29 protein-coding genes are annotated in these 25303 nt (G+C 65.4%); 17 read left to right on the forward strand and 12 right to left on the reverse strand.

The features are described from left to right. Together ACN20X_RS21260 and aceA are read right to left on the reverse strand one after the other, a co-directional pair. On the reverse strand, nucleotides 1-1269 hold the full coding sequence (locus ACN20X_RS21260) for an ABC-three component system protein (RefSeq protein ID WP_473209866.1): 1269 nt from the start codon (nucleotides 1267-1269) through the stop codon (nucleotides 1-3). Nucleotides 1270-1405: 136 nt separating this feature from the next. Then, the gene (aceA, locus tag ACN20X_RS21265; RefSeq protein WP_473209867.1) at nucleotides 1406-2737 is read right to left on the reverse strand and encodes an isocitrate lyase; all 1332 of its coding nucleotides are present in this window, start codon (nucleotides 2735-2737) and stop codon (nucleotides 1406-1408) included. Between the two features lie 362 nt (nucleotides 2738-3099). Here aceA and ACN20X_RS21270 point away from each other — a divergent pair, with 362 nt between their 5' ends. The 8 genes from ACN20X_RS21270 to ACN20X_RS21305 all read left to right on the forward strand — a co-directional run bounded on the left by ACN20X_RS21270 (nucleotide 3100) and on the right by ACN20X_RS21305 (nucleotide 8570). Next, entirely contained in the window at nucleotides 3100-4050 is a 951-nt protein-coding gene (locus ACN20X_RS21270) for a DMT family transporter (RefSeq protein ID WP_026062532.1), read from the forward strand. Between the two features lie 216 nt (nucleotides 4051-4266). Next, nucleotides 4267-4566, forward strand: a complete 300-nt coding sequence (locus tag ACN20X_RS21275) for an SWIB/MDM2 domain-containing protein (RefSeq protein WP_012206418.1) — start codon at nucleotides 4267-4269, stop codon at nucleotides 4564-4566. Between the two features lie 101 nt (nucleotides 4567-4667). Beyond that, nucleotides 4668-5795 (forward strand): alpha-hydroxy acid oxidase, encoded by a 1128-nt coding sequence (locus tag ACN20X_RS21280; RefSeq protein ID WP_473209868.1) that lies wholly within the window; start codon nucleotides 4668-4670, stop codon nucleotides 5793-5795. Between the two features lie 106 nt (nucleotides 5796-5901). Next, nucleotides 5902-6174, forward strand: coding sequence for a (2Fe-2S)-binding protein (locus ACN20X_RS21285; protein ID WP_016448321.1), 273 nt, complete (start codon nucleotides 5902-5904; stop codon nucleotides 6172-6174). A gap of 101 nt (nucleotides 6175-6275) precedes the next feature. Continuing rightward, nucleotides 6276-6980 carry an energy transducer TonB gene (locus tag ACN20X_RS21290; RefSeq protein ID WP_016448322.1) on the forward strand — a complete coding sequence of 235 codons (705 nt, stop codon included), beginning with the start codon at nucleotides 6276-6278 and terminating at the stop codon, nucleotides 6978-6980. A 15-nt stretch (nucleotides 6981-6995) separates the two neighbouring features. Continuing rightward, nucleotides 6996-7718 carry a MotA/TolQ/ExbB proton channel family protein gene (locus tag ACN20X_RS21295; RefSeq protein ID WP_016448323.1) on the forward strand — a complete coding sequence of 241 codons (723 nt, stop codon included), beginning with the start codon at nucleotides 6996-6998 and terminating at the stop codon, nucleotides 7716-7718. Between the two features lie 3 nt (nucleotides 7719-7721). Then, a complete protein-coding gene (locus ACN20X_RS21300; protein ID WP_016448324.1) occupies nucleotides 7722-8135 on the forward strand; it encodes an ExbD/TolR family protein in 414 nt (137 codons plus the stop codon). Nucleotides 8136-8348: 213 nt separating this feature from the next. Beyond that, nucleotides 8349-8570, forward strand: a complete 222-nt coding sequence (locus ACN20X_RS21305) for a hemin uptake protein HemP (RefSeq protein ID WP_016448325.1) — start codon at nucleotides 8349-8351, stop codon at nucleotides 8568-8570. Nucleotides 8571-8835: 265 nt separating this feature from the next. Here ACN20X_RS21305 and ACN20X_RS21310 read toward each other — a convergent pair whose 3' ends face one another. Then, the gene (locus tag ACN20X_RS21310) at nucleotides 8836-9243 is read right to left on the reverse strand and encodes a GlcG/HbpS family heme-binding protein (RefSeq protein WP_017405970.1); all 408 of its coding nucleotides are present in this window, start codon (nucleotides 9241-9243) and stop codon (nucleotides 8836-8838) included. A gap of 190 nt (nucleotides 9244-9433) precedes the next feature. Between ACN20X_RS21310 and ACN20X_RS21315 the strand changes: the two genes are divergently transcribed. Continuing rightward, nucleotides 9434-10126 carry a Bax inhibitor-1/YccA family protein gene (locus ACN20X_RS21315; RefSeq protein WP_012206426.1) on the forward strand — a complete coding sequence of 231 codons (693 nt, stop codon included), beginning with the start codon at nucleotides 9434-9436 and terminating at the stop codon, nucleotides 10124-10126. 68 nt (nucleotides 10127-10194) lie between these two features. Then, nucleotides 10195-10623 carry a hypothetical protein gene (locus tag ACN20X_RS21320; RefSeq protein WP_016453299.1) on the forward strand — a complete coding sequence of 143 codons (429 nt, stop codon included), beginning with the start codon at nucleotides 10195-10197 and terminating at the stop codon, nucleotides 10621-10623. Nucleotides 10624-10711: 88 nt separating this feature from the next. Here the strand turns inward: ACN20X_RS21320 and rlmD are convergent, their stop codons facing one another. Then, nucleotides 10712-12184, reverse strand: coding sequence for a 23S rRNA (uracil(1939)-C(5))-methyltransferase RlmD (gene rlmD / locus ACN20X_RS21325; RefSeq protein ID WP_016453300.1), 1473 nt, complete (start codon nucleotides 12182-12184; stop codon nucleotides 10712-10714). A 76-nt stretch (nucleotides 12185-12260) separates the two neighbouring features. Continuing rightward, entirely contained in the window at nucleotides 12261-12578 is a 318-nt protein-coding gene (locus ACN20X_RS21330) for a hypothetical protein (RefSeq protein WP_016453301.1), read from the reverse strand. Nucleotides 12579-12765: 187 nt separating this feature from the next. On the opposite strand from ACN20X_RS21330, the gene ACN20X_RS21335 reads away from it, so the two are divergent. From ACN20X_RS21335 to ACN20X_RS21350, 4 genes are read left to right on the forward strand one after another with little or no spacing between them, the layout of a single operon-like run. Beyond that, complete coding sequence (locus tag ACN20X_RS21335; protein ID WP_016453302.1) at nucleotides 12766-13320, forward strand: GbsR/MarR family transcriptional regulator; 555 nt, start codon at nucleotides 12766-12768, stop codon at nucleotides 13318-13320. A 38-nt stretch (nucleotides 13321-13358) separates the two neighbouring features. After that, the gene (locus tag ACN20X_RS21340) at nucleotides 13359-14228 is read left to right on the forward strand and encodes an NAD-dependent epimerase/dehydratase family protein (protein WP_016448330.1); all 870 of its coding nucleotides are present in this window, start codon (nucleotides 13359-13361) and stop codon (nucleotides 14226-14228) included. Then, nucleotides 14221-14625, forward strand: coding sequence for a DoxX-like family protein (locus ACN20X_RS21345; RefSeq protein ID WP_016453303.1), 405 nt, complete (start codon nucleotides 14221-14223; stop codon nucleotides 14623-14625). Before ACN20X_RS21340 ends, ACN20X_RS21345 begins: the two co-directional genes overlap by 8 nt. Further along, complete coding sequence (locus ACN20X_RS21350; protein ID WP_012206433.1) at nucleotides 14622-15101, forward strand: DUF2269 family protein; 480 nt, start codon at nucleotides 14622-14624, stop codon at nucleotides 15099-15101. The genes ACN20X_RS21345 and ACN20X_RS21350 overlap by 4 nt, the downstream gene beginning before the upstream one ends. Nucleotides 15102-15129: 28 nt before the next feature. Here ACN20X_RS21350 and ACN20X_RS21355 read toward each other — a convergent pair whose 3' ends face one another. The 7 genes from ACN20X_RS21355 to ACN20X_RS21385 all read right to left on the reverse strand — a co-directional run bounded on the left by ACN20X_RS21355 (nucleotide 15130) and on the right by ACN20X_RS21385 (nucleotide 21978). Further along, nucleotides 15130-15345, reverse strand: a complete 216-nt coding sequence (locus ACN20X_RS21355; protein WP_012206434.1) for a TOBE domain-containing protein — start codon at nucleotides 15343-15345, stop codon at nucleotides 15130-15132. Between the two features lie 54 nt (nucleotides 15346-15399). Next, entirely contained in the window at nucleotides 15400-16380 is a 981-nt protein-coding gene (locus ACN20X_RS21360; RefSeq protein WP_126312041.1) for an ATP-binding cassette domain-containing protein, read from the reverse strand. A gap of 15 nt (nucleotides 16381-16395) precedes the next feature. Continuing rightward, entirely contained in the window at nucleotides 16396-17247 is an 852-nt protein-coding gene (ssuC, locus tag ACN20X_RS21365; RefSeq protein WP_016453305.1) for an aliphatic sulfonate ABC transporter permease SsuC, read from the reverse strand. 11 nt (nucleotides 17248-17258) lie between these two features. Further along, nucleotides 17259-18419, reverse strand: coding sequence for an FMNH2-dependent alkanesulfonate monooxygenase (gene ssuD, locus ACN20X_RS21370; RefSeq protein ID WP_012206437.1), 1161 nt, complete (start codon nucleotides 18417-18419; stop codon nucleotides 17259-17261). Nucleotides 18420-18457: 38 nt separating this feature from the next. Next, nucleotides 18458-19513, reverse strand: a complete 1056-nt coding sequence (locus tag ACN20X_RS21375; protein WP_160854626.1) for an aliphatic sulfonate ABC transporter substrate-binding protein — start codon at nucleotides 19511-19513, stop codon at nucleotides 18458-18460. 23 nt (nucleotides 19514-19536) lie between these two features. Next, on the reverse strand, nucleotides 19537-20538 hold the full coding sequence (locus ACN20X_RS21380; protein ID WP_016448337.1) for a sulfonate ABC transporter substrate-binding protein: 1002 nt from the start codon (nucleotides 20536-20538) through the stop codon (nucleotides 19537-19539). Between the two features lie 417 nt (nucleotides 20539-20955). Then, nucleotides 20956-21978 (reverse strand): sulfate ABC transporter substrate-binding protein, encoded by a 1023-nt coding sequence (locus tag ACN20X_RS21385; protein ID WP_012206440.1) that lies wholly within the window; start codon nucleotides 21976-21978, stop codon nucleotides 20956-20958. A gap of 144 nt (nucleotides 21979-22122) precedes the next feature. Between ACN20X_RS21385 and ACN20X_RS21390 the strand changes: the two genes are divergently transcribed. The 3 genes from ACN20X_RS21390 (at nucleotide 22123) to mnmC (ending at nucleotide 25201) form a co-directional block, all read left to right on the forward strand. Then, nucleotides 22123-22395, forward strand: a complete 273-nt coding sequence (locus ACN20X_RS21390) for an oxidative damage protection protein (RefSeq protein WP_012206441.1) — start codon at nucleotides 22123-22125, stop codon at nucleotides 22393-22395. Nucleotides 22396-22567: 172 nt separating this feature from the next. Further along, nucleotides 22568-23236: a trimeric intracellular cation channel family protein gene (locus ACN20X_RS21395; protein WP_016453307.1), complete on the forward strand. Its 669-nt coding sequence runs from the start codon at nucleotides 22568-22570 to the stop codon at nucleotides 23234-23236. 15 nt (nucleotides 23237-23251) lie between these two features. Continuing rightward, nucleotides 23252-25201, forward strand: a complete 1950-nt coding sequence (mnmC, locus tag ACN20X_RS21400) for a bifunctional tRNA (5-methylaminomethyl-2-thiouridine)(34)-methyltransferase MnmC2/FAD-dependent 5-carboxymethylaminomethyl-2-thiouridine(34) oxidoreductase MnmC1 (protein ID WP_016453308.1) — start codon at nucleotides 23252-23254, stop codon at nucleotides 25199-25201. Nucleotides 25202-25303: the final 102 nt, after the last annotated feature.

Raw genomic sequence — 25303 nt, forward strand, 5'->3', positions numbered from 1 at the left:
TCAAGCTACCTTCTTGGCCTGAAGCTGACTAGTGAAGTCGGGATGCCAGCCTATAGACAAATCGTCGGCCAAACGGTGCAAGCAGCCTGGGATGAAGTGATCAGGCGCTTCCTTTTGCTCTACCGCCACTTTCACATCCATACAGTCTGTATAAAGCGCAAGGCCTTGCGCCTCAAATGCTTTACCGCCATGCGCCACTTTGCAAGCAAGTCGTTTGTTCCTCCATGTGCGCTGGAGGCTGATGTCAAGCTCATCGAACGAGGTTGCGTCCACATCACCGCTAATGGCCCATGCCGTACGATCTGCTGCGGCCAGCAAATAGTCGCCCACTGCTTCGAGCTTGTCTTCAAACGGCAATCCGATCAAGTCCAGTTGTCGGACGAAAACACGAGGTAGGTGACTCTGCACCTCCTTGTCACTAGGTCGTTTAGCATGACTTCGAAGCACCATATCACGGTCGATTTTGCGGACATACGCGGTGTACCAAGTATGAAACTCGTCGCGAGCAATGATTGCAGGCTTGCCCATCTCTAAGAGTTCGTCGACGCGACGCTTAACAATGCCACTCATGTGGTCAGCGATATCGCGAATTTTGCTCTGCGTGATCGGATGTGTCTTGAGGATAGCTTCGACGTCTGCCTGAGGGCTTCCCGAGCCACAAGTCAACACAAAGTTCTTGATAACCCGTGCCACTAGCGCCTGATCCGTGTTGAATACTTTATCGACGTAAGGCGCAATTTCCGACGCGACATCGCTACGCTTGGCACACTTCGGCGCTTCGCCCCACATTGTGTCACGTGCCAGCTGAAGGGCGGCCCGTGCCGTATCCAACGTTGTAGAGCAGGAAAAAGCATTTACCAGCGGCCCCGAAACGGTACGTGACACATACATTTCAAAGACAGTGCGGTCGGGCTCGCATCCGCCTTCTGACGCAAGAGTGACCCAGTTTGACAAGGTCTTCCAAAGCGATTTGGCGCGATCCGCCACCGGGTTGGCAGTCAGTGCGCTCTTACTTTGGCCGAGAGTGACACGCTCCGCACCTTCCTGAGCGATATCGTCTAAGTATTCCATACTGCAGGCGCTTCCAGGTTCGGCCCGCAGTAGCAATTGCAAGAGACGGGTGTACTGAAGCCCAATACCCAGTGCTTGGCCCGGGACTTCGGTCTTGCGTTTTCTTGGCAAAGTATCTTTGCTCATTGACATGTTCATATGCTTCTGCAGGGATGATAGCAACACAACCTTACAAATGGCAACAAACAATTCAGCCAAATGCGGCTAATCGTAACCAGCCCGACCAGCAACAACTATTCGTGCAATCCCAGCAAAGAAAAAGCGCCCGAAGCACAAGGCCCCGGACGCTTTCTCACCCCTATCTACCTGAAGCTTGACTCACTACAGCCGCGCTTCAGTGGAACTGCTCCTCTTCCGTGGAGCCGGTCAGCGCCTTCACGCTGGACGAGCCGCCCTGGATCACCGTGGTCACGTCGTCGAAGTAGCCTGCGCCTACTTCCTGCTGGTGCGACACGAAGGTGTAGCCCTTCTCACGTGCGGCGAACTCGGGCTCCTGCACCATGTTCACGTAGTGCTTCATGCCCTCGCCGCGTGCGTATTCGTGGGCGAATTGGAAGGTGTTGAACCAGTTGATGTGGATGCCGGCCAGCGTGATGAACTGGAACTTGTAGCCCAACGCAGACAGCTCTTCCTGGAAGGAGGCAATCTGGCTGTCGTTGAGGTTCTTCTTCCAGTTGAACGAGGGCGAGCAGTTGTAGCTCAGCAGCTTGCCTGGGCAGGCACCATGCACGGCCTGGGCGAACTCGCGGGCAAAGCCGATGTCAGGCACGCCGGTTTCGCACCACACCAGGTCTGCATAGGGTGCGTAGGCCACGCCGCGGCTGATGGATTGCTCCATGCCGTTCCTGACCCGGTAGAAGCCTTCCTGCGTGCGCTCGCCGGTCAGGAACGGCTTGTCGTTGGCGTCATGGTCGGAGGTGATCAGGTTGGCGGCTTCAGCATCGGTACGGGCCAGCACGATGGTGGGCACGCCCATCACGTCGGCGGCAAAGCGCGCGGAGATCAGCTTCTCGACGGCTTCCTGGGTAGGCACCAGCACCTTGCCACCCATGTGGCCGCACTTCTTCACGGCGGCCAACTGGTCCTCGAAGTGCACACCTGCCGCGCCAGCGGCAATCATGTTCTTCATCAGCTCGAACGCGTTGAGCACGCCGCCGAAGCCGGCTTCGGCATCCGCCACGATGGGCAGGAAGTAGTCGATGAATTCCTTGTCGCCGGGGTTGATGCCACGGCTCCACTGGATTTCGTCGGCGCGCTTGAAGGTGTTGTTGATGCGGCGCACCATGGTGGGCACCGAGTCATAGGCGTACAGCGACTGGTCGGGGTACATGGTTTCGCTGGTGTTGCCGTCGGCAGCCACCTGCCAGCCCGACAGGTACACCGCTTCCAGGCCGGCCTTGGCCTGCTGCATGGCCTGGCCCGCAGAGATGGCGCCAAAGGCATTCACGTAGCCTTTCTTGGCACCGCCGTTGATCCTGTCCCAGAGCAGTTCCGCGCCGCGCTGGGCCAGAGTGTATTCAGGCTGCAGGCTGCCGCGAAGACGCACCACGTCAGCGGCGCTGTAGCCACGCTTGACACCCTTCCAACGGGGGTTCTGCGCCCAGTCTTTCTCAAGGGCGGAAATCTGTTGTTCGCGGCTCAGTTGCTGGGTCAGGGATTGGGGCATGTTGCTCTCCTGGGAGGTTGTTGAAACAAGCGGCTTTCTTGCGTCGGCCTTGGGATCAAATTTAAGTCTTATAGAAGACCCGATCAACATCTTGTGTCTTATATAAGACTAAATTTTTTTTCATAAAAATCAACAGCTTATTTTCATATTTTTCAATGTGAAATTGCATTTCTCGTATTGAGAAAAAATGGCGCAACGCAGCAATTCATTTTTTCACAATGCAAAAAGAAGATTCCATGCAGTGAAAATTTGCCACAGCATGGCAAGCATTCGCGACACAGGTATGTCACGGGTGCCTGCCGTGCTCGCAGGTACCATCGCGCGTTCAGGCAGCGCCACCGCCGCCCCAAACTCCACAAGCCGTGAACACCTCCCATCGCAGATCTGCCTATGCCTGCCTGGCGCTGAGCATGTCCCTGGTCGGCAGCTATGTCGCCCTATCCAAGCCCTTGGCCGCCATTTTTCCGGTGCTGTTGCTGGCCTGGCTGCGCTTTGGCATAGGAGCCATCGCCATGCTGCGATGGCTGCGCAAGCCGGCTGACGAGGCTCCCTTGCCGCGCCGCACACAAGGACTGCTGTTCCTGGAGTCGCTGTTCGGCAACTTCCTCTTCACCATCTGCATGGTTACCGGCGTCAGCCTGACCAGCGCCGTCACGGCAGGCGTGACCATGGCCGCCATTCCGGCCGCCGTGGCCTTGATGAGCTGGCTTTTCCTGCGCGAGCGCGTGGCCGCGCGCACCTGGCTGGCCATTGCACTGGCTGTGACCGGCATAGGCTTGTATGCACTGTCGCGCCCCGATGCGGGCACCGCGGCAGCCTCTTCGACCTCGTCGCAGGCATGGCTGGGGCAGATGCTGCTCGTCGGCGCCGTGCTTTGCGAGGCGTTTTACGCCGTGATCGGCAAGCGCCTGACCACATCCCTGGGGCCCAAACGCATCACATCGATCGTCAACCTCTGGGGATTTGCGCTGTCAACTCCCTTCGGGCTGTATCTGGCCTGGCACTTCGACTTCGGCAGCGTGCAATGGAGCATCTGGGGACTGCTGCTGTTCTACGCCCTGGCTGCCTGCGTGTGGACCGTATGGCTGTGGATGACGGGCCTGCGCAGCGTGCCAGCCTCGCAGGCGGGCACTTTCACGGTTTTGCTGCCGATCAGCGCAGCCTTGGTCGGCATGTGCGTGCTGGGCGAACGGGTCACATCCATGCAGGCGCTCGCCTTCGCGATCGCCCTGCTGGGCATTTTTGTGGCTACCTGGCCCGCCCGAAAACTCTCTTCGGAACCTTCTTCCACAAGCGAGGCCCGCCTCCTCTGAGAGCGCTGACTCCGACGGCCCTCCAGCCATGGCGGCCCCCGAAAGGGAGCAGGAATGCAAAAACTCTTCAAAAAACAGCGCCACAGCAACAAATCGAGGCAAAAATTTGACGGGTGAGCTTGGAAGACCGTTTTTTTCCCATTAGCATCAGCCTGCCAGTGGATAGCGACGGTTTTTCGCTGGTAAAGAATCCACTCCATACTAGGAACAAGCAACATGGCAACTGCAAAGAAGGCAACGGCTGCTCCGGCAGCTCCCGCAAAGAAGCGCACTCCCAACGCCGCCTTCATGAAACCCCTCACCCCCAGCCCCGCTCTGGCTGCCGTGGTGGGTTCCACCCCCCTGCCCCGCACCGAGATCATCAGCAAGCTGTGGGTCTACATCAAGGCCAACAAGCTGCAAGACGCTGCCAACAAGCGCATGATCAACGCTGATGCCAAGCTCAAGGAAGTGTTCGGCAAGCCCCAAGTCTCGATGTTCGAGATGGCTGGCCTGATCGGCAAGCACGTCAAGTAATCCCCGGGCCTGCCCCACGGATGAAAGCCGGCCCATGGGCCGGCTTTTCTTTTTTCCGGATGTCTGCCACCGGCGATGCGCCATCGCCCCCCTCCAATGCCATGAGCCAAGTGCCCGCACTGCAAGCCGTTCCCGACGGCATCATCAATCTGGCCGACCACGAGATCCAGGCGCGGCAGCGGTTGGACGACAACGCCTGGGCCTACTTCTCGGGCGGCGCGGCCGATGAGCACAGCCTTGCCGCCAACCGCAGCGCCTGGGATGCGCTCACGTTGTGGCCACGCGTACTCAGGCCTCTTGCAGGGGGAAACACACGGCTGCAACTGCTGGGGCGAGAGCTGGCCTGCCCCCTGCTGGTCGCCCCCATGGCCTTCCAGCAAATGGCGCATGCCGACGCAGAGCTTGCAACAGCCTATGCGGCTGCGGCGCTGGGCGCGGGCATGGTGCTCAGCACCCAGGCCAGCCTGCCGCTGGAGACTGTGGCGAAGGCCGCACAGCTCACGCCGACCCGCGGGCCGCTATGGTTCCAGCTGTACCTGCAGCACGACCGGGGCTTTACCAGGCAATTGATCGAACGGGCCGAGGCGGCAGGCTACGAAGCGCTGGTGCTGACGGTGGACGCCCCCGCCAGCGGCGTAAGGGACCGTGAACGCCGCGCGCGCTTTAGCCTTCCCGCCGGCATTTCTGCCGTCAATCTGCAGGGCCTGGCTCCATCTCCGGCCGTCCGGCTCGCACCGGACCAGAGCGCACTGTTCGACGGCCTGCTGCAGCATGCGCCCACCTGGGATGACGTTGCCTGGCTGCAGCAGCAGACACGCCTGCCAGTGCTGCTCAAAGGGGTGCTGCATCCGGCTGACGCGCTGCAGGCGGCGAGATCGGGCGTGGCAGGCATCATTGTTTCCAACCACGGGGGACGCACGCTGGATACCGTTCCCGCAACGGCCACCGCACTGGCGCGCGTCACCAAGGCCTTGCGCAACTCGGGCCATGCGCTCCCTGTGCTCGCCGACGGCGGCATACGGCGAGGCACCGATGTGCTCAAGGCCATCGCTCTCGGTGCAACGGCTGTGCTGATAGGCCGCCCGATAGTCTGGGGTCTGGCCAATGCAGGTGCCGCTGGCGTGGCCCACGTACTGAGGCTGCTGCGCGACGAACTGGAGGTCGCCATGGCCCTGACAGGCTGTGCAACCCTCGCGCAGGCCACTGTGGAGCTACTGGATACCGAGTAAAGCGCAAGGCCATACAGCCCTACAGACAACCAAGAATTGCAAATGCGATGAATTCTCATTTATAATTTTTCATCTCATCAATAGCCAGCCATTACTGCCTGTAGCCATGATCGTCTGTGTATGTCGCCGGGTTTCCGACCGTGAGATCGCACGCCACGCTCACGCTGGCATGAGCTTTGACGAAATCCAATTCGAATTGGGTATCGCCATGCAGTGCGGCCGGTGCGAGAGTTGTGCCCGGGATGTGGTGGCGCAATGCTGCGCAACCCAGCCCGTGGCGGCCATACACAACGAGATCGCGGCCCAGACCGTCCAGCTTGCCAACAATATCCTGGAGAGCAAAGCATGGTCCTCCTCTCAGCACTTGTCGGCAGCCTGATCCTCGTCGTTACATGCACTTGGTGGATCCTGCGCAGTTGATACTCCGTCTTCCGAGCGACAGCACCCGGCACCTATCCGCTGTCAGCTCCTTCTGTCTCTATGTCCCAGTCTGATCGTTTTGGCCCCCCCGGGGGCCTTGGCCGTAACGTGGCCATCGCGGGTTCGGTCGTGGTCTTGCATGCAGCAACCCTCTGGGCGATGCAGCATGGCCTGCTCCAGCGCGCCCCCGAAGAGGTCATCGTGCCAGCCCAGGTGATCGCGGAATTCATTTCGCCACCCGCGCCCGAGCCCGAGGCCCCCAAGCCACCTCCGCCGCCACCGCCCCCCCCCAAGCCACAGCCGGTCGTGAAGAAGGCGCCGCCTCTGCCCAAGGCCATTGCCGATCCCAAGCCGGCACCTGCGGCGCCGCGAGGCACGCTGGAAGACGAGCCCAAGCCCGTCGTGGAGGCACCGCCGGCCCCCCCGGCACCGCCCGCCCCACCTGCCCCGCCCGCGCCTCCTGCCCCTCCGGCACCGCCCAAGATCGAGCTGCCATCCAACAATGCAGCCTACCTGAACAACCCGGCGCCCAACTACCCTGCCATCAGCCGGCGCATGGGCGAGCAGGGAACCGTGATGCTGCGCATCTTCGTGGATGCGCAAGGCCTGCCTCAGAAGATCGAGGTCAGCAAATCCAGCGGCTACGACCGTCTGGACCAGCAGGCCGTGGACGGCGTCAAGAACTGGAAGTTCGTCCCCGGCAAGAGCAACGGCACGCCAACCCCCATGTGGGTTACGGTCCCGGTCAAATTCACCCTCAATTGATTCTCAGGAGTATCCATGGATTCCCAATTCGGCATTGCCCACGTCTGGACGCAGGGAGACTTCGTCACCCGTGCCGTCGCCGTCATCCTGCTGGCCATGTCGGTGGCCTCTTGGCTGGTGATGATCATCAAGGCCCTGGACATCGTGAAGTTCAAGAAGTACGCCCGCAACGCCCAGGACTTCTGGCACAGCCCCGACCTGGCCAGCGGCCTGGAAAAGCTCGGCAATGACCGGTCCAACCCCTTCCGCTACCTGGTGCTCGAAGGCCGCGAAGCCACTGCCCACCACCGCAAGACCAGCGCCCACCTGCACGACACGCTTGACATCAGCGACTGGGTGACCCGCTGCATGCGCAACGGCATCAGCGAGTTCACGGCCCGCCTGCAATCGGGCCTGGCGATTCTGGCCTCCGTGGGCTCGACAGCTCCCTTCATCGGCCTGTTCGGCACCGTCTGGGGCATCTACCACGCACTGGTCGCCATCGGCCTGTCGGGCCAGTCCTCCATCGACAAGGTGGCAGGCCCCATCGGCGAGGCGCTGATCATGACGGCCCTGGGTCTGGCCGTGGCCATTCCGGCCGTGCTCGGCTACAACGCCGTGGTGCGTGGCAACAAGTCCATTCTCAACGCACTCAACAGCTTTGCCCACGACATGCACGCCTACTTCGTGACCGGCGCCCGCGTGTCCATCGACGGCAAGGAAGCCGGCAATGTGCTGCCGCTGAAGAAAGGCGCGTAAGCCATGGCATTCGGAACAATGGATGATGACGGCGAAGAGGTGATGAACGAGATCAACATGACGCCGCTGGTCGACGTCATGCTGGTGCTCCTGATCATCTTCATCATCACCGTGCCGGTGATGAAGCATTCGGTGAACGTGGACCTGCCCCGCGCCACCAACCAGCCCGAAGACGTCAAGCCCGCCACCGTGCGCCTGGCCGTGTCCGCTGATGGCCAGTACCACTGGAATGGCGTGGCCGTGAGCGATACGCAGTTCGAGGAAAACCTCAAGGCCGAGGCAGCCAAGGAGCCGCAACCCGACCTGCACATCCAGGGCGACAAGGAAGTGCGCTACGAGCGTGTTGCCCAGGCCATGGCCGCCGCCCAGCGTGCCGGCGTGCGCAAGATCGGCTTTGTGACGGACCCCGTCAAGTAGGCCGCGAGAGCGGCATTCGTTGCCTGGCGCTCAGCGACAACGGCCCTTCGGGGCCGTTTTCCATTGCGACCCGCTCTTGGAACAAGCTCGCGAGGTGATCAGGCGTTCGGTCGTTCGGGGGGCAGAAACCACAATGAGAGTAAGTCTCACTTGATTTTCAATTGAGAATTGTTATCATTCACAAAACTTTCCAATTTTTGAGGAATTCCCTGCATGTCTGCCACTTCCGCCGCCACCTCGCATCTGTCCGGCAACTCCACAGCCCAGGCCTTTGCAGCGCTGCAGGCCGCAGCATCCGCAGCCCTCAGCGGGGCCGCCAGCGGACTCGACAGCACCTTGCTGCTCAATGGGCAGAAGGCTGTGACCATCGTGCACAACGGCACACCCTATCGTCTGCAGGCCACCAAGCTGGGCAAGCTCATCCTGACCAAATAACCAAGATTGCAGCCGTCGGCGGGTCATGTTCGGGTCCGCTGACCGCTTCTTTGTTTCATCGTGGGGCGACCTTGGGGCTTCCAGTCCCAAAGGTCGATTAGCCAGCCAACAGAATCTTCGGATTTTGCGTAGCCAAGCATTTTTTCCCTGCGCTGCAATGTGGATCGCTTCAAAGAAAAAGCCCCTGTACCTCAGTACAGGGGCTTTTTCTTTGCCTCATGAATCGGCCCGAAAGGCAGATTCATGCAGGGTGCATCAGGGGCTTTTACAGACCCAGAGCCGCAATGCCGGCGCTGGCCACCTGGGCATCCTCGTTGGCCTTGACGCCGCTGACGCCCACGGCACCCAGGCACTGGCCGTCCTTCATGATGGCCACGCCGCCTTCGAGCAGGCCGTCCACCGTGGGGGCGCTCAGGAAGGCCGTACGGCCGTTGTTGATCATGTCTTCATAGCCCTTGGTGTCGCGGCGGCCCAGGGCAGCCGAACGGGCCTTGGACGGAGCGATATGAGCCGAGACTGCGGCGGCGCCATCGAGGCGCTGCAGCCACAGCAGGTGACCGCCGTCATCGACGATGGCAATGGTCACGGCCCACTTGTTCTTCAGCGCCTCGGCCTCTGCGGCGGCGGCAATGGCCTTCACGTCGGCCAGTTCGAGTTCATGCTTGGTCTTCATAAGATTGCAGTTATCCATTCCATCACAAATGTCCTATAAGCATAGCAATCGTATGAGGACTGACAATGCATGCGCAGAACAAAACATTCGAAACCAAACCATGGCAGCGGCTCGGGGTATTGCAAGCGGCGCGCGAGCCGCCACCTAGAATGGGCAAGTCGCAACAACACTCCTTCGGAGGACTGGCCACATGAATGATCAAGTCACCACACTGGGCTCTGCGGGCTACGGTGTCTCGCAGCAAGAGCGCAATCGCGTATTGCGCAACACCTACTGGCTGCTGGCCCTGAGTCTTCTCCCCACCGTGCTGGGCGCTTGGCTGGGCGTGGCCACGGGCATCACGCGCTCGCTGAGCGGCGGTCTGGGGCTCATCGTCTTCCTGGGCGGCGCCTTCGGCTTCATGTTCGCCATCGAGAAGACAAAGCACTCGGCAGCCGGCATTCCCGTGCTGCTGGGCTTTACCTTCTTCATGGGCCTGATGCTGTCGCGCATGATCGGCATGATCCTGGGCTTCAAGAACGGCTCCGAGCTGATCATGACCGCCTTTGCAGGCACGGCCGGCGTGTTCCTGGTCATGGCCTCGCTGGCCACGGTGATCAAGCGCGACCTGTCGGGCATGGGCAAGTTCCTGTTCGTGGGCGTGCTGGTGCTGTTCGTGGGCTCCATCATCAACGTCTTCATCGGCTCCACGGCCGGCATGATGGCGATCTCGGTGGCGGCCATCGGCATCTTCAGCGCCTACATGCTCTATGACCTCAAGCAGATCATGGACGGCGGCGAGACCAACTACATCAGCGCCACGCTGGCCCTGTACCTGGACCTGTTCAACGTGTTCCAGAGCCTGCTGGCCCTGCTGGGCATCATGGGCGGCGAACGCGACTGATGCCGCACGCGCCAAGGCTGCGCCTTGCGTGCTGCAACACCAAAGGCCTCCTTCGGGAGGCCTTTTGCATGTCCGGGATCATCATTCGTGCAAGGCGGGCTCAACTTTTCCCGGGTCGTGCCGATAATCTCGTCAAGATGACCATGCCTAATCTTCCCCGCACCTTCGCCATCCTGCTGCTGCCCACGCTGCTTGCCGGCTGCAAGCTGGATGATATTCCGGGCCTGGGGCCGGACCCCCGCGCCATCGCCAAGGAGGCCGAGGCCAAGGCCATTGGCGGGGCCTGCCGCCATGCCCTGCGCGGGCTGGAGGATTGCTACACGCTCAACCCCAAATCGCCCAAGGCCCTGGTGTTCGCAGGCTGGAAGGATATGGACGAGTACATGCGCGCCAACAAGATCGAGGGCACGCCTTCGGTCCTGGGCCAGAGTGACCGCCGCCGCAGCGACAAGGAAGATGTGCCTGCCGAGCCTTCGGCAGGACGCAATCGCAGCTGATCCGGCAGGCATCCGGATCCGGCCGCAAAAAAGCCGTGGCGCCCTCAGGCGGCCACGGCTTTTTCATGCAGGGTCTGAGGGGCCGCCGTCAGTCCACGCGACGCTCGAACACCGCCATGCTCTCCACATGGGCCGTGTGCGGGAACATGTTGACCACGCCGGCCGAAACACAGCGATAGCCGGCCAGGTGCACCAGCAGACCGGCATCGCGCGCCAGCGTGGCGGGATTGCAGCTGACATAGACGATGCGCTCTGGAAAGCGCCAGTCCTCATGCCCTGCCGGCAGGGGCTCGGCGCCTTCGGCGCCGATGCGCGCCTGGTGGATGTCGGCCAGGGCCTTGGACAGCGCAAACGCTCCTTCGCGCGGCGGATCGACCAGCCACTTGCCGGCGATGCCGTCGGCGAACAGCATCTCGGGCGTCATCTCGAACAGGTTGCGCGCCACAAAGCGCGTGGGCGCGAGCTTGTCGCCCTCCGCCCGCTGCGCGTTGTTGGCCGCGTAGTTTTCATGGGAGCGCTTGACCAGGGTGTCGCTGCCCTCGATGCCCAGCACCTCGCGCGCCTGCGTGGCCAGGGGCAGGGTGAAGTTGCCCAGACCGCAGAACCAGTCGATCACGCGCTCATCCTTCTTGACATCCAGCAAGCGCAGCGCGCGCGTGACCAGCACGCGGTTGATGTGCGGATTGACCTGGGTGAAGTCCGTGGGCTTGAACGGCATGGTGATGCCGAAATCAGGCAGGCCGTAATCGAGCTGGGCGCCTCCCTGCTCCATAAGGTGCACGGTGTCCGGGCCCTTGGGTTGAAGCCACCACTGCACGTTGTGCTCGGCCGCGAAAGCGCGGAGCCGGGCCTGATCGTCCTCGGACAGCGGCTCCAGGTGGCGCAGCACCAGGGCCGTGACGGAGTCGCCGCAGGCGACCTCGATCTGCGGGCAGGTTTCGCGCGCATCCATGGAGGCGATCAGCGCGCGCATGGGCAGCAGCATGGCATCCACATGGGGCGGCAGGACCTTGCAGGTTTCCATGTCGGCGATGTAGCGGCTCTTGCGCTCGTGAAAGCCCACCAGCACCTTGCCCTTCTTGGCCACGTAGCGCACCGACAGGCGCGAGCGGAAGCGGTAGCCCCACGACGGACCCTCGATGGGGCGCAGCAGCGTCTCGGGCCTGACCTTGGCCAGATGCCAGAGGTTGTCCTCCAGCACGCGCTGCTTGATGGCCACCTGGGCAGCGACGTGCAGATGCTGCATCTTGCAGCCGCCGCAGGCGCCGGCATGCAAGCCGAAGTTGGGGCAGCCGGGGCGCACGCGCTGGGAGGATTCGCGGTGGATGGCCGTCAGGCTGGCGGCTTCCCAGTTGTTTTTCTTGCGATGGGTATTGGCGCTGACCAGCTCGGTCGGCAGTGCGCCGTCGATGAATACCACCTTGCCATCGCTTTTGCGGGCCACGCCCTGGGCGTCCATATCCATGGACAGCACCTGCAGCCAGCCTTCGGGCAGTGCAGGGGCGTCGGCGTCGGCTTCGGGCAGGTTGTCGGGGATCTTGTTGTCGCGGGGTTCACTCATGGGGCCAGATTGTCTCAGGCTCTCCGATTGCCCTGGTGGCGGCCCCCCAAAAAAGCCCCGAACTCGCTTTTGCCTCTCAGGACCGCGGAGTGCTGCTGCGGCCCAGGTCCCGCTGGCGCTCCTGGCGCGCCCGGGCCAGTTGCTCGCGTTCGGCCAGCAGGTTGATTTCGGTGATGCAGTTGAACTCGTCCAGCGTGAACACCATGGTGGCGCCGCGCTCGATCTTTTCCACGGTCTGGTGCAGCGGCAAGGTCAGGTCCACCGGCGGGCGGTTGGAGCGGTAGATCAGTTCCTGCTCGGGCGTGTAGACGGAATAGCAGGCGGCAGACGCAGCCTGCGCCAGCGCGCAGGCGGCCAGCACGGTGATGGCACGCAGGTTTTGCACAGCAGTCATGGTGTTCCCCTCAAAACGGCGGCCCGCCTGTGTATGTACTGGGTGGCAGGCCAGGCTGCCCAGCATTATGGAGCAGCACATGCCGCGCCCCGCCAGGCGCCGCCTCCGCGCTGCAGCCGGTTTTGATTTTTCAGCTTTCTCAAATTTCTCTCTTGACAGAAATTTCAGGCCTGCAGACACTGAGGCCATGCAACTGAGTCCCATCGCACACCGTTTCATCCACCATTGGGGAGACATGGGCAGCTCCTGGGGGGTGAACCGCACGGTCGCCCAGATCCACGCCCTGCTGTTCTTCCATGGCCGCCCGCTCAACGCGGAAGAGATTGCCGACACGCTGGGCGCCGCTCGCTCCAACGTGAGCAACAGCCTCAAGGAACTGCAAGGCTGGGAGCTGATCCGCACCAGCCGCAGGCCTGGTGACCGCCGCGACTACTTCGAGACCTCGTCCGATGTCTGGGAGTTGCTGCGCACCATCGTGCGAGAGCGCAAGCAGCGCGAGTTCGACCCGACCTCCGAGATGCTGCGCGAACTGATCGCCGAGCCCGGTTTCGATGCCGAATCCCCCGACACCCAGGACCGCGTGCACGAGACGCTGCGCCTCATGGAGTCGCTGGGCATCTGGACCGACGAGATGCTGCGGCTGTCGCCCTCCACGCTGGACAAGCTCCTGCGCCTGGGCGCCAGCGTGCAGCGCTTCGTGCGCTCCGAGGCCGCTGACACCCGTGTCAAGCGCGGACGCTGAGCCTGAAATTTCCGTCACAAGAGAAACTGGAGGTCACCATGCGCATTCTGGTCTGCGGCGGCAACGGCTTCATCGGCCGCCATATCGTCAACCTGCTGGCACTGGCCGGCCACGACCCCGTGGCGCGCAGCCGCCATTCACTGCCTGCGCTCGACTACGCCAAGGCCACCACGCCCGACGCCTGGCTGCCGCACCTGGCGGGCGTGGATGCCGTGGTCAATGCCGTGGGCGTGCTGCGCGACAGCGCCTCCCGGCCCATCGATGCCATGCATGCCAAGGCCCCCATCGCCCTGTTCGATGCCTGCGCGGCAGCCGGCGTGCGGCGCGTGGTGCAGATCTCTGCCCTGGGCATAGAAGGCAGTGCCACGCGCTACGCCACCACCAAGCGCGCCGCTGACGAGCATCTGCTGGCACTCACGGCAGCCGGACATCTGCAAGGCTGCGTGGTCCGCCCCAGCGTGGTGTTCGGCGCTGGCGGCGCCAGCAGCGAGATGTTCCTGTCCATGGCGCGCCTGCCGGCGCTGCTGCTGCCGCGCCCCGTGCTGCAGGCCCGCGTGCAGCCCGTGGCCGTGCGCGACCTGGCCGAGGCCGTGGCCGGCCTGGTGACGCGCCCCGAGCCCGTGGGCATGATCGAGATCGGTGGCCCCCTGCCCTTGCCGCTGGCCGCACTGATTGCCAGCCTGCGCGCGCAAATGGGCCGCGCCCCCGCCCGCGTGGGCACGCTGCCCGGCTGGCTCACCCGCGCCAGCGCACGCGCTGGCGACTGGGTCAGCGCCTCGCCCTGGTGCAGCGAGACACTGGCCATGCTGGCCAGCGACAACGTCACTGATCCGGCTGGCCTGCAAGGCCTGCTGGGCCGGCCCGGCGTTGCGCCCTCCCAACTGCTGTCCACCTTGCGCCATGGATGAGCGCCGCTCTCGCACCGTTCCAGCGCCGCTGCGCACCATGCACTTGAGCCTGATCGCCGTCTGGCTGGGCACGGCCCTGGTCAGCGCCATCGAGCACCGCGGCCTGAGCGTGCAGGTGCTGGCCGATGCCGGCATCCACGATGCGGGCTGGCAGACATTCCTGATCTGGAGCGGCCTGCTCGCCGACCTGGCCGTGGGCCTGGCGCTGTGGCTGCTGCCCGGCCGCAAGAGCTATCTGGCGGCCCTGCTGCTGATGGCCGCCATGACCGTACTGGCCACGGCGCTGCAGCCCACGCTGTGGCTGCATCCGCTGGGGCCGCTGCTCAAGAACCTGCCGATCGCAGCCATGCTGCTGCACCTGATGTCGGCGCCCGTCACGTCCAAGGAGTCCGCATGAATCTCTACCTGTTGCTCAAGACGCTGCATATCGCGTCCAGCGTGCTGCTGGTCGGCACCGGCCTGGGCTCGGCCTTCTACATGTTCTTCGCCAACCGCAGCGGCAGCGTCGCTGCCCAGGCCGTGGTCAGCCGCCTGGTGGTGCGTGCGGACTGGTGGTTTACCACGCCCTGCGTGGTCATACAGCCTGTGAGCGGCATTGCCCTGGCCCATATGGCGGGCTGGCCGTTGACCACGCCGTGGCTGGCACTGTCGCTGGGCCTGTACCTGCTGGCCGGCGCCTGCTGGCTGCCCGTGGTCTGGCTGCAGGTGCGCATGGCCGCCATGGCGCGCGGCGCGCACGCAGCGCAGGCCGCCCTGCCCGCGCTGTATGCCGTCTACGCCCGGCGCTGGGAGGCGCTGGGCTACCCGGCCTTCATCGCCATGGCCGTGACCTACTACCTCATGGTCAACAAGCCGATGCTCTGGGGCGGCTGAGCATCGGCAGTGCCTTCAGTGCCTGGCCTCAGAGCTTGGCAATGGACACTTCGGTGGACTTGACCAGGGCCACCACGTCGGAGCCCACGACCAGGCCCAGCTCGTCCACCGAGCGCGTGGTGATCACCGAAGTGACCACGCCCCAGGGCGTCTGCACATCGACTTCGGAGACAACGTCGCCTCGGATGATTTCGCGCACCTGGCCCTTGAACTGGTTGCGCACGTTGATGGCTTGAATGGACATGTTTTTCTCCTGGGGATCAAAAGGAATCAAAGGAAGGTTGGGGAAAACGAAAAGTCAGACCGCCCAGCGCAGGCCATGGGCCGGCACGCCGGGCCAGGCCGTGGTGTCGGTCAGGGGGTTGGAGTCGGGCTCGGCGGCGGGCTTTTGCAGCACGCGGTCGAGAATGCGTTGCTCGATGGCCGCCAGCGCCACGCTGCCGTGCACGCGCGGCCGTGGCAGGGCAATGCGTTCGTCCAGCGCGATGCGGCCGTCCTCGATCAGCACCACGCGGTCGGCCAGGGCCACGGCCTCCTGCACGTCATGCGTGACCAGCAGGGCCGTGAAGCCGTGGCTCTGCCACAGGCCTTCGATCAGGCGGTGCATCTCTATGCGGGTGAGCGCATCGAGCGCGCCCAGCGGCTCGTCCAGCAGCAGCAGTTGCGGGCGGTGCACCAGGGCGCGCGCCAGGGCCACGCGCTGGCGCTGGCCGCCAGACAGGCGCGCCGGCCATTCGCCCTCGCGGTCGGCCAGGCCGACCTGGGCCAGCACTTCGCGGCCACGTTCCTGGGCCGAGGCGGGCAGGCCCAGCGTCACATTGGCCAGCACGCGCCGCCAGGGCAGCAGGCGCGCATCCTGGAACATGATGCGCGTGCCGCCCTGCGCGCCCTGCACGGCGCGGGCGGGCTCGCCGTCCAGCAGCAGGGTGCCGGCCGTGGCCTGTTCCAGGCCTGCGACCAGGCGCAGCAAGGTGCTCTTGCCGCAGCCGCTGCGGCCCACGATGGCGACGAATTCGCCAGGCTCCACCTGCAGCTGCACTTCGTGCAGCACCTCGCGCTGACCGTAGCGCTTGGTCAACCCGCCGGCCTGCAGGCGCACGCCAGGGCGCGGTGCGGATTGGGGGGATGCGGACTGCGGCGCATCGTCGTTCTGGGCCAGGCGGTCGCTGACGTCCAGGCCATCGGCGTCGAACGAGGCCTCCCAGGCCATCGCCGGCGCGGTGGTGTTCAGCTCCACGGCCTGTGCCAGCGTGGTCTTCATGCGGTTCCATCGGCTCATGTCGTGCTCCTTGTGTCACTTGGGCTGGTAGCCCGGATGCCAGCGCAGCCACCAGTGCTCCAGCGCACGCGCAAACCAGTCGGCCAGCTTGCCCAGCAGGGCGTATAGCAGGATGCCGACCAGCACCACGTCGGTCTGCAGGAACTCGCGGGCGTTCATGGTCAGGTAGCCGATGCCCGACTGCGCCGAGATGGTCTCGGCCACGATGAGGATCACCCACATCAGGCCCAGCGAAAAACGCAGGCCCACCAGGATGGAGGACAGCGCGCCCGGCAGGATGACCTCGCGGTACAGCTGCCAGCGCGTGAGGCCGTAGCTGCGCCCCATCTCGATCAGCGCGGGGTCCACATTGCGTATGCCGTGGAAGGTGTTCAGGTAGATGGGAAAGAACACCGACACGCTGATCAGGAACAGCTTGGCGCTCTCGTCGATGCCGAACCACAGGATGACCAGCGGAATCAGCGCCAGCGCGGGAATGTTGCGCACCATCTGGATGGTGGAGTCCAGCAGCGTCTCCGCCCAGCGCAGCGAGCCCGTGAGCAGGCCCAGCACCAGCCCCAGGCCGCCGCCGATGGCCAGGCCACCCAGCGCGCGGCCCGCGCTCACCTGCACATGCTTGAGCAGCTCTCCCGACTCGGCCAGCGCCTGCGCGGCGCGCAGCACATCCAGCGGAGCGGGCAGCACCCGCGTGGACAGCCAGCCCCACGCCGAGGCGGCCTGCCAGACGGCGATCAGCGCCAGCGGCACCAGCCAGGGCACCAGGCGGCGGCCCACGCCGGCCGCAAAGCGCAGCAGCGGCGACCAGGCATCGCCGGCCGGGGGGGCCGAGGAGGCCGGCAGCGCAGTAACGGTACGTGCATCGGACATGCGTGACTCCCTCAGCTTTGCGACGCGCGCGGCGAGTACAGGTTGGCAACGGTCTCGCCCAGCGGCCCGCCCACGCCGCCAGCCAGCCTGTCGCGCACGGACAGCGGCAGCAGCGGGAAGACCAGCTCGGCAAAGCGGTAGGCCTCTTCCAGGTGCGGATAGCCGGACAGCACGAAGGTGTCTATACCCAGGTCCGCGTACTCCTTGATGCGGTCGGCCACAGTCTGCGCATCGCCCACCAGGGCCGTGCCCGCGCCGCCGCGCACCAGGCCCACGCCGGCCCAGAGGTTGGGGCTGATCTCCAGCTCGGCCCGCGTGCGGCGGCTGCCACCGGCATGCAGGGCGGCCATGCGGCGCTGGCCTTCCGAGTCCATGCGCGCGAAGGCGGCCTGGGCCTGGACCACGGTCTCGTCCTTGAGGCGGCTGATCAGGCGATCGGCATCGGCCCAGGCCTCGTCCTCGGTCTCGCGCACGATGACGTGCAGGCGGATGCCGAACTTCACGCTGCGGCCATGGCGCGCCGCCTTCTCGCGCACATCGGCAATCTTCTTGGCCACCTCGGCCGGGGGCTCGCCCCAGGTCAGGTAGGCATCGACCTGCTCGGCGGCCAGGTCGTGCGCGGCTTCGGACGAACCGCCGAAGTACACGGGCGGATACGGCTTTTGCAGCGGCGGGAACAGCAGCTTGGCGCCCTTGACCGAGAGGTGTTCACCTTCGTAGTCGAGCGTGCCGCCCTCATGGCTGCGCTCAAGGATCTCGCGCCAGATGCGGATGAACTCGGCCGATTGCTCGTAGCGCTGCGCATGGTCGAGGAAGACGCCGTCGCCCTCCAGCTCGGCGCGGTCGCCGCCCGTGACCAGGTTGATCAGCAGCCGCCCGCCCGACAGGCGGTCGAACGAGGCCGCCATGCGCGCCGCCAGGCTGGGCTGGTGCAGGCCGGGACGCACGGCGACCAGGAACTTCAGGCGCCTGGTGACCGGAATCAGGCTGGATGCGACGACCCAGGGGTCCTCGCAGGAGCGGCCCGTGGGAATCAGCACGCCCTCGTAGCCCAGGCTGTCGGCCGCGATGGCGACCTGCTTGACATAGTCGTGGCTGAGCGGGCGGGCGCCCTCGGCCGTGCCGAGGTAGCGGCTGTCGCCGTGGGTGGGAATGAACCAGAAAACCTGCATGCGCTGCTCCAGTCAGGGGACGGAATCGAGGAAGGGAATCAAAGGGCGGAAGAAGGCCGCGCCGCCACCGGCTCGGCCAGCCGCGCGTACTCGGCCGCCGAGGGCCGCCAGACGATGTCGGCCACCTGCACCTGGCGCGGAATCAGGCCCAGCCGAAAAAATGCATCGGCCACGCGCTGCTGGTCCACCACGGTCTGCGCAGCCAGCAGGCCCACGGGGGAGCTGGGCCGGCGCGCAATGAAGCGGCTGACCACCGCCGTATCCAGGCCGCTGAAGCCGGCCACCAGGGCCACGGCCTCCTGGCGTGCGCTCTGGGCCAGGCGATCGGCGCGCGTGAGCTCATCGAACAGCGCGCGCAGCACCTGCGGATGGCGCTCCACCAGTCCGCGCGCGGCCAGGTAGAACGAGGCGTTGCCCGACAGGCCTTCGCCATTGGCCAGCACGCGCGGGCGAATCGCCAGCTCGGTGGCCGCGTAGAACGGGTCCCAGATGGCCCAGGCGTCCACGCTCTTGCGCTCGAAGGCGGCGCGCGCATCGGCCGGGGCCAGGTAGACGGGCTGGATCTCGTTCCAGGCCAGGCCCGCCTTGTCCAGCGCGCGCACCAGCAGGTAATGGGCGCTGGAGCCTTTTTGCAGCGCCACGCGCCGGCCCTTGAGGTCGGCCAGGGCGCGCAGCGGCGAGTCCGACGGCACGAGGATGGCCGAGCTCTCGGGCTTGGGCGGCTCGGCGCCCACGTACAGCAGGTCGCGGCCCGCGGCCTGGGCAAAGACCGGGGGTGAATCGCCGGTCAGGCCGAAATCCAGGCTGCCGGCGGCCAGGGCCTCCAGCAGCTGGGGGCCGGCCGGAAACTCCAGCCAGCTGACCTTGGTGCCCGCAAAGCGCTTTTCCAGCACGCCCTGCTGCTTGAGGATGACCAGGTTGACGGCCGACTTCTGGTAGCCGATGCGCAACTGCTCGGGTCCGGCCACGGCGGCCGGCGTCTCTGCGCGTGCGTACTGGCCGGCCAGGCTCCAGCTGAAGGCGGTGGTGCCCAGCAGTTGCAGGGCCTGGCGGCGCACGCGGTCCAGGCGGGGCTTCTTGGGGATGGCGTTCATGGTGCGGACTCCTTGCAGTGGGCTCAGGGACGCGACGCGATCAGGTCCACCGGCGCGGCATGCAGCAGGTTGAGCTTGCGGGGGATGAGCTTGAGTTCGAAGAAGGTGTCGGCGATCTGCTGCTGCTCGGCCAGGATCTCGCGCGTCACGGACGAGGTGCCGAAGCGGGCACGGCTCAGGTACAGCTCGGTGATGGACTTGTCCAGGCCCAGGATGCTGGACAGCTCGGCGGCCGCCGCCGTCTGGTTCTTCGAGGCCCAGCGGTCAATCCCATCGACCTCTTCGATGGCAATGCGCAGCACATCGGCATTGCGCGTGGCGAAATCGCGCGAGGTGAAGTAGTAGGCGCGGTTGTTGACCACGCCCGTGGCATCGGCCAGCAGGCGGGCGTCCAGCGTCTTTTGCGCGGCAGCCAGGAAGGGGTCCCAGATCAGCCAGGCATCGACGGAGCCGCGCTCGAAGGCGGCGCGCGCATCGGCCGGCGCCAGGAAGACGGACTGCACATCGCCGTACTTCAGGCCATGCTTTTCCAGCAGCTTGACCAGGAAGTACTGCACGTTCGAGCCCTTGTTGTAGGCCACGCGCTTTCCCTTGAGGTCCTGCACGCTGCGGATGGGCGAGTCCTTGGGCACGATCACCGCCTCCAGCCCGGGGCGCGGCACGGTGGCGCCCGCATAGACCAAAGGTGCGCCTGCGGCCTGCGCAAAGATGGGCGGGGCCTCGCCCACATCGCCGAAGTCGATGGAGCCCACGTTCAGCGCCTCCAGCTGCACGGGGCCGGCGTTGAACTCGATCCAGCGCACGGATACGCCCAACGGCGCCAGCCGCTTTTCCAGCGTGCCCCGGCTCTTCAGGATGGACAGCCAGCCCTTTTGGTGGCCCACGCGCAGCACGCGGTCACCCGCCTTGTCCTGGGCCAGGGCCGGGCCGCCCACCGTGGCGACTGCTGCGGCTAGGCCCGCGCCCAGCAGCTGGCGTCGGCGCCAGTTGGCTGTGTGTCGGGGGAAAGAATCAAACGAGACCATGACGGACATCCTTGGAAGAGTGGTGCGTGGTGCGTGGCGCAGGCAAAGCGCTGCCCATGCATGCGCGCGGCATGCAGCCAGAAAACAAAAAAAGGGAAGGCGGAGCAAGGGGCAGCCGCCTGCAGGGCCGGGCCTGCAGGCGCACCGCACGGAGTCGTCAGGTGCTACATCGCCGGCTGGCGAAGGCCATGGTCTCGAAGCGAGGAAAAGAGCTGGATGCCACCACGCCTGCCACGCATGCCTTGCCTGCCACGCATGCCTTGTGCATCCGCACGCCTGCCTGCGCCGTGCGGCGCGGGGCCTGCAAAGAGTGACGGGAAGTCAGCAAGATGGACATGGCGGATCGTGGTAGTTGGCAGAGATCTGGGAAAGCGGGTGAATCAGTGGGTGGGCGCCGGCCGGGCCGGCGCGCCGCACTCACTTCTTGGTGTAGATCTGGTCGAAGCTGCCGCCGTCGGCAAAGTGGTCCTTGTCGGCCTTGGCCCAGCCGCCAAACGCCTGGTCGATGGTGACCAGCTCCAGCTTGGGGAACTTGTCCGCGAACTCGGCCTTGACCTTGGCATCGGTGGGACGGTAGTAGTTGCGGCCGGCGATGCGCTGGCCTTCCTCGGAGTACAGGTACTTCAGGTACTCCTCGGCCACGGCGCGCGTGCCCTTCTTGTCCACGACCTTGTCGACCACGGCCACCGAAGGTTCGGCCAGGATGGACAGCGAAGGCACGACGATCTGGAACTTGTCGGGACCGAACTCCTTGAGCGCCAGGAAGGCCTCGTTCTCCCAGGCCAGCAGCACATCGCCCACGCCGCGCTGCACGAAGGTGATGGTGGCGCCGCGCGCGCCCGTGTCCAGCACGGGCACGTTCTTGAACAGCTTGCCGATGAAGTCCTTGGCCTGTGCGTCGCCGCCGTACTTGCGCTTGGCGAATTCCCAGGCGGCCAGGTAGTTCCAGCGCGCACCGCCGCTGGTCTTGGGGTTGGGTGTGATCACCTGCACGCCAGGCTTGACCAGGTCGTCCCAGTCCTTGAGGTTCTTGGGATTGCCCTTCTTCACCAGGAAGACGATGGTGGAGCTGTAGGGCGCCGAGTTGTGCGGCAGGCGCTTTTGCCAGTCGGCCTTGAGCAGGTTGCCGTTCTTGACCAGGGCGTCGATGTCGCCGGCCAGCGCCAGCGTGGCCACGTCGGCGTCGATGCCGTCGATGATGGAACGCGCCTGCTTGCCCGAGCCGCCGTGCGACTGCTTGACGCTCACGTCCTGGCCGCTCTTGGCCTTCCAGTGCTTGGCGAAGGCCTGGTTGTATTCCACGTACAGCTCGCGCGTCGGATCGTAGGAGACATTGAGCAGTTGCACCGACTGGGCCAACGCCGGCAGAGCCGACAGGGTCAAGCCCGCGATCAGGCCGGCGGCGACAGGAAACTTGATAAAGTGGCGGCGAATTTTCATTGGAGTGTCGGTAGAGAGTGGAGACGACGGTCTGGTGCCGTGGAAAGCATTCTCAAAGCCAACTCTTAAAACTCAAACCAATAAGATTTCAGTTTGTTATTCCCAAAACATCTGAATCTCTGCAAGACAAGGACTCAATTCCCCATGGCACGTACCGTTCACTGCATCAAGCTTGGCGTTGACGCTGAAGGCCTGGATTTCCCGCCCTACCCCGGCGAGCTGGGCAAGCGCATTTTTGAAGGCGTGAGCAAGCAGGCCTGGGCCGACTGGCTCAAGCACCAGACGATGCTGGTCAACGAAAACCGCCTGAACCTGGCCGACGCACGCGCCCGCCAGTACCTGGCCCGCCAGATGGAAAACCACTTCTTCGGCGGCGGCGCCGATGCGGCGGCCGGCTACGTGCCTCCTACGGCCTGAGCCGCTTCGTGCCCTTTCACCGCCCCCGTCGCACCGCGCCGGGGGCGGTTTCATTTGCGGTGCCGCAAACGGCCGCCGCCCAGAGACCGCCTACAATGCCCGCCTTCTTGCGCTGGACGGCGCAGTGGCCGCACACCCTGCGGCGCGGGCCGGTCTTCATCCGAGGTTTTCCGTGCTTCCATCCGTCTCCCTGCTGGAATCGTTCCAGGCATCGCAGTTCACCGTCATGCTGGTGATCTACCTCGTGGCCATCACGGCCGAAGCCATGTCGGGCGCGCTGGCGGCGGGCCGGCGCAACATGGACATCTTCGGCGTGGCCGTGATCGCCTTCGTCACCGCGCTGGGCGGCGGCACCATCCGCGACATGGTGCTGGGCCACTACCCCATCGGCTGGACGCAGCACCCTGAATATGTCTACCTGGTCATCTCGGCCGGGCTGCTGACCATCGTCGTGGCGCGCCACATGCACCATCTCAAGCAGGTCTTTCTGCTGCTGGACGCCATGGGGCTGATCGCCTTCTCGCTGATCGGCTGCAACGTGGCGCTGGAGCTGGGCTACCCGCCCGTGGTGGTGGTGATGTCGGGCATGCTGACCGGCATCAGCGGCGGCATTCTGCGCGACGTGCTGTGCAACCAGGTGCCGGTCGTCTTCCGGCGCGAGCTGTACGCCAGCGTGTCCCTGGCCGTGTGCCTGCTGTTCCTGGGGCTGCGCACGCTGGACGTGGGCTCCAACCTCAGCACCGTCGTCTGCTTTGCCGGCGGACTCACGCTGCGCCTGGCCGCCATCCGCTTCAAGTGGCGGCTGCCCGTGTTCTCCTACCAGCAGCGCTGGGAGGAGTAGTTCTGCCCCTTGCCCATGTCCGAACCCATTGACTGGCTGCCCGATGGCACGCCCTACAGCCCGCGCTTCGGCGACCGCTACCACAGCGAACTCGGCGGCCTGGACCAGGCCCGTCATGTCTTTCTGGGCGGCTGCGGCCTGCCGGCGGCCTGGGCCGATGCGCCGCAATGGCGCATCCTGGAGACCGGTTTCGGCTTCGGGCTGAATTTCCTCGTGGCCTGGGAAGCCTGGAAAACCGATCCCCGGCGCCCGAGGCTGCTGCATTTCGTCTCGGCCGAAGCCTTTCCCGTCAGCGCCGACGCCATGCGCCAGGCCATGCCGCGCGAGCCAGGATTGCGCCTGCTGGCCGAGGAGCTGGCCACCCGGTTCCAGGGCCTGCTGCCCGGCGTGCACCGCCTCGCCTTCGAGCAGGGGCGCGTGCTGCTGACGCTGTACATCGGCGATGCCCAGGCCATGCTGCGGCGCCAGCAGCTCACGGCCGACAGCATCTACCTGGACGGCTTCACGCCGGAACTCAACCCCGACCTCTGGAGCGCCGATACCCTGCGCGCGCTGGCGCGCCATTGCCGGCGCGGCACGCAGTTGTCCACCTGGTGCGTGGCGCGCACGGTGCGCGATGGCCTGGCACAGCACGGCTTTCAGGTGCGCAAGGTCGATGGCGTCCCACCCAAGCGCCACAACCTGCATGCCGTCTTCGACCCGGCCTGGCAACCGCGCGGGCCACGTGGGCCGCGCGGGCCGGGAGCGCAGCCGCAGGAAGCCATCACCCCACGGCGCTGCATGGTGCTGGGTGCAGGCATCGCCGGTGCGGCCGCCGCCGCCAGCCTGTCGCGCCGTGGCTGGCAGGTCACCGTGCTGGATGCTGCCGAGGCGCCTGCAGCGGGCGCCTCGGCCCTGCCCGCGGGCCTGTTCTGCCCCCATGTCTCGCCCGATGACAGCCTGCTGTCCCGCCTGAGCCGCGACGGCGCACGCCTGACCCTGGCGCAGCTGCAAATGCTCTCCGGCCAGGGCCTGCTGCAACCGGGCACGGACTGGTGCGATACCGGCGTGCTGGAGCACGGCGTGGAGGCCGCCCCGCGGCTGCCGCGCGACTGGCAATCCCCCGGCCCGGGCGACCACTGGAGCCGGCCCGCAAGCGCCGATCAACTCTCGGCGGCCGGCCTGCCCGCCGACGCCCCTGCCTGCTGGCATGCGCAAGCTGGCTGGGTACGCCCGGCACGGCTGGTGCAGGCGCAACTGGCGCTGCCCGGCGTGCGCTGGCAGGGCCGCGCCTGCGTGGCGCGTCTTGCACGCACCGACACAGCCGGTGGCGCGCCCGTCTGGCAGGCCCTGGATGCACAGGGCAATCTGTTGGCCGAGGCTGAACTGGTCGTTCTCGCCCTGGGCCCCGCAACCAATGCGCTGCTGGAGCACAGCCTGGGCGCCCAGGCCGCCTGGCCGCTGCAGCCCATTCGCGGCCAGGTCAGCTGGGATGTGCACACCCCGGCCAGCGCGCAGGCCATGCCGCCCTTTCCCGTCAACGGCCATGGCAACCTGGTGCCTGCCATGCCGCTGCCCGGCGATGCAGCCGGGCCAGGCTGGGTCATGGGATCGACCTTCGAGCGCGACCAGACCGCGCTGCCGCCCAGTCCCGAAGACCAGGCCGCGGCCCATGCAGCCAATGGCGCCAAGCTGGCGCAGCTGCTGCCACGTGCCTACCAGGGCCTGCAAGGCTTCTTCGACGCACCACCGCGCACCACCTGGGGCGCCGTGCGCGTGGCCTCGCCAGACCGGCTGCCCGTGGTCGGACCGGTGTCCGACCAGGCTCCCGGCCTGTGGGCGCTGACGGCCATGGGCTCGCGCGGGCTCACGCTGTCGCTGCTGTGCGGCGAGCTGCTGGCAGCACGCCTGCACGACGAACCGCTGCCCCTGGATGCCAAGCTGGCGGCTGCCCTGGCCAGCGAACGCCTGGGCCGCAGGCGCTGAGCCGTTGAACCGCCCGGCTGCTGAACGGCCGGGCATTCACACAACGGCCTGAAAGAAAACCCGAGTCTTCCCGCAGACGGTTTTTTGTCACTCGTTATGTTT

This window comes from Delftia sp. PX-1, assembly GCF_055797465.1.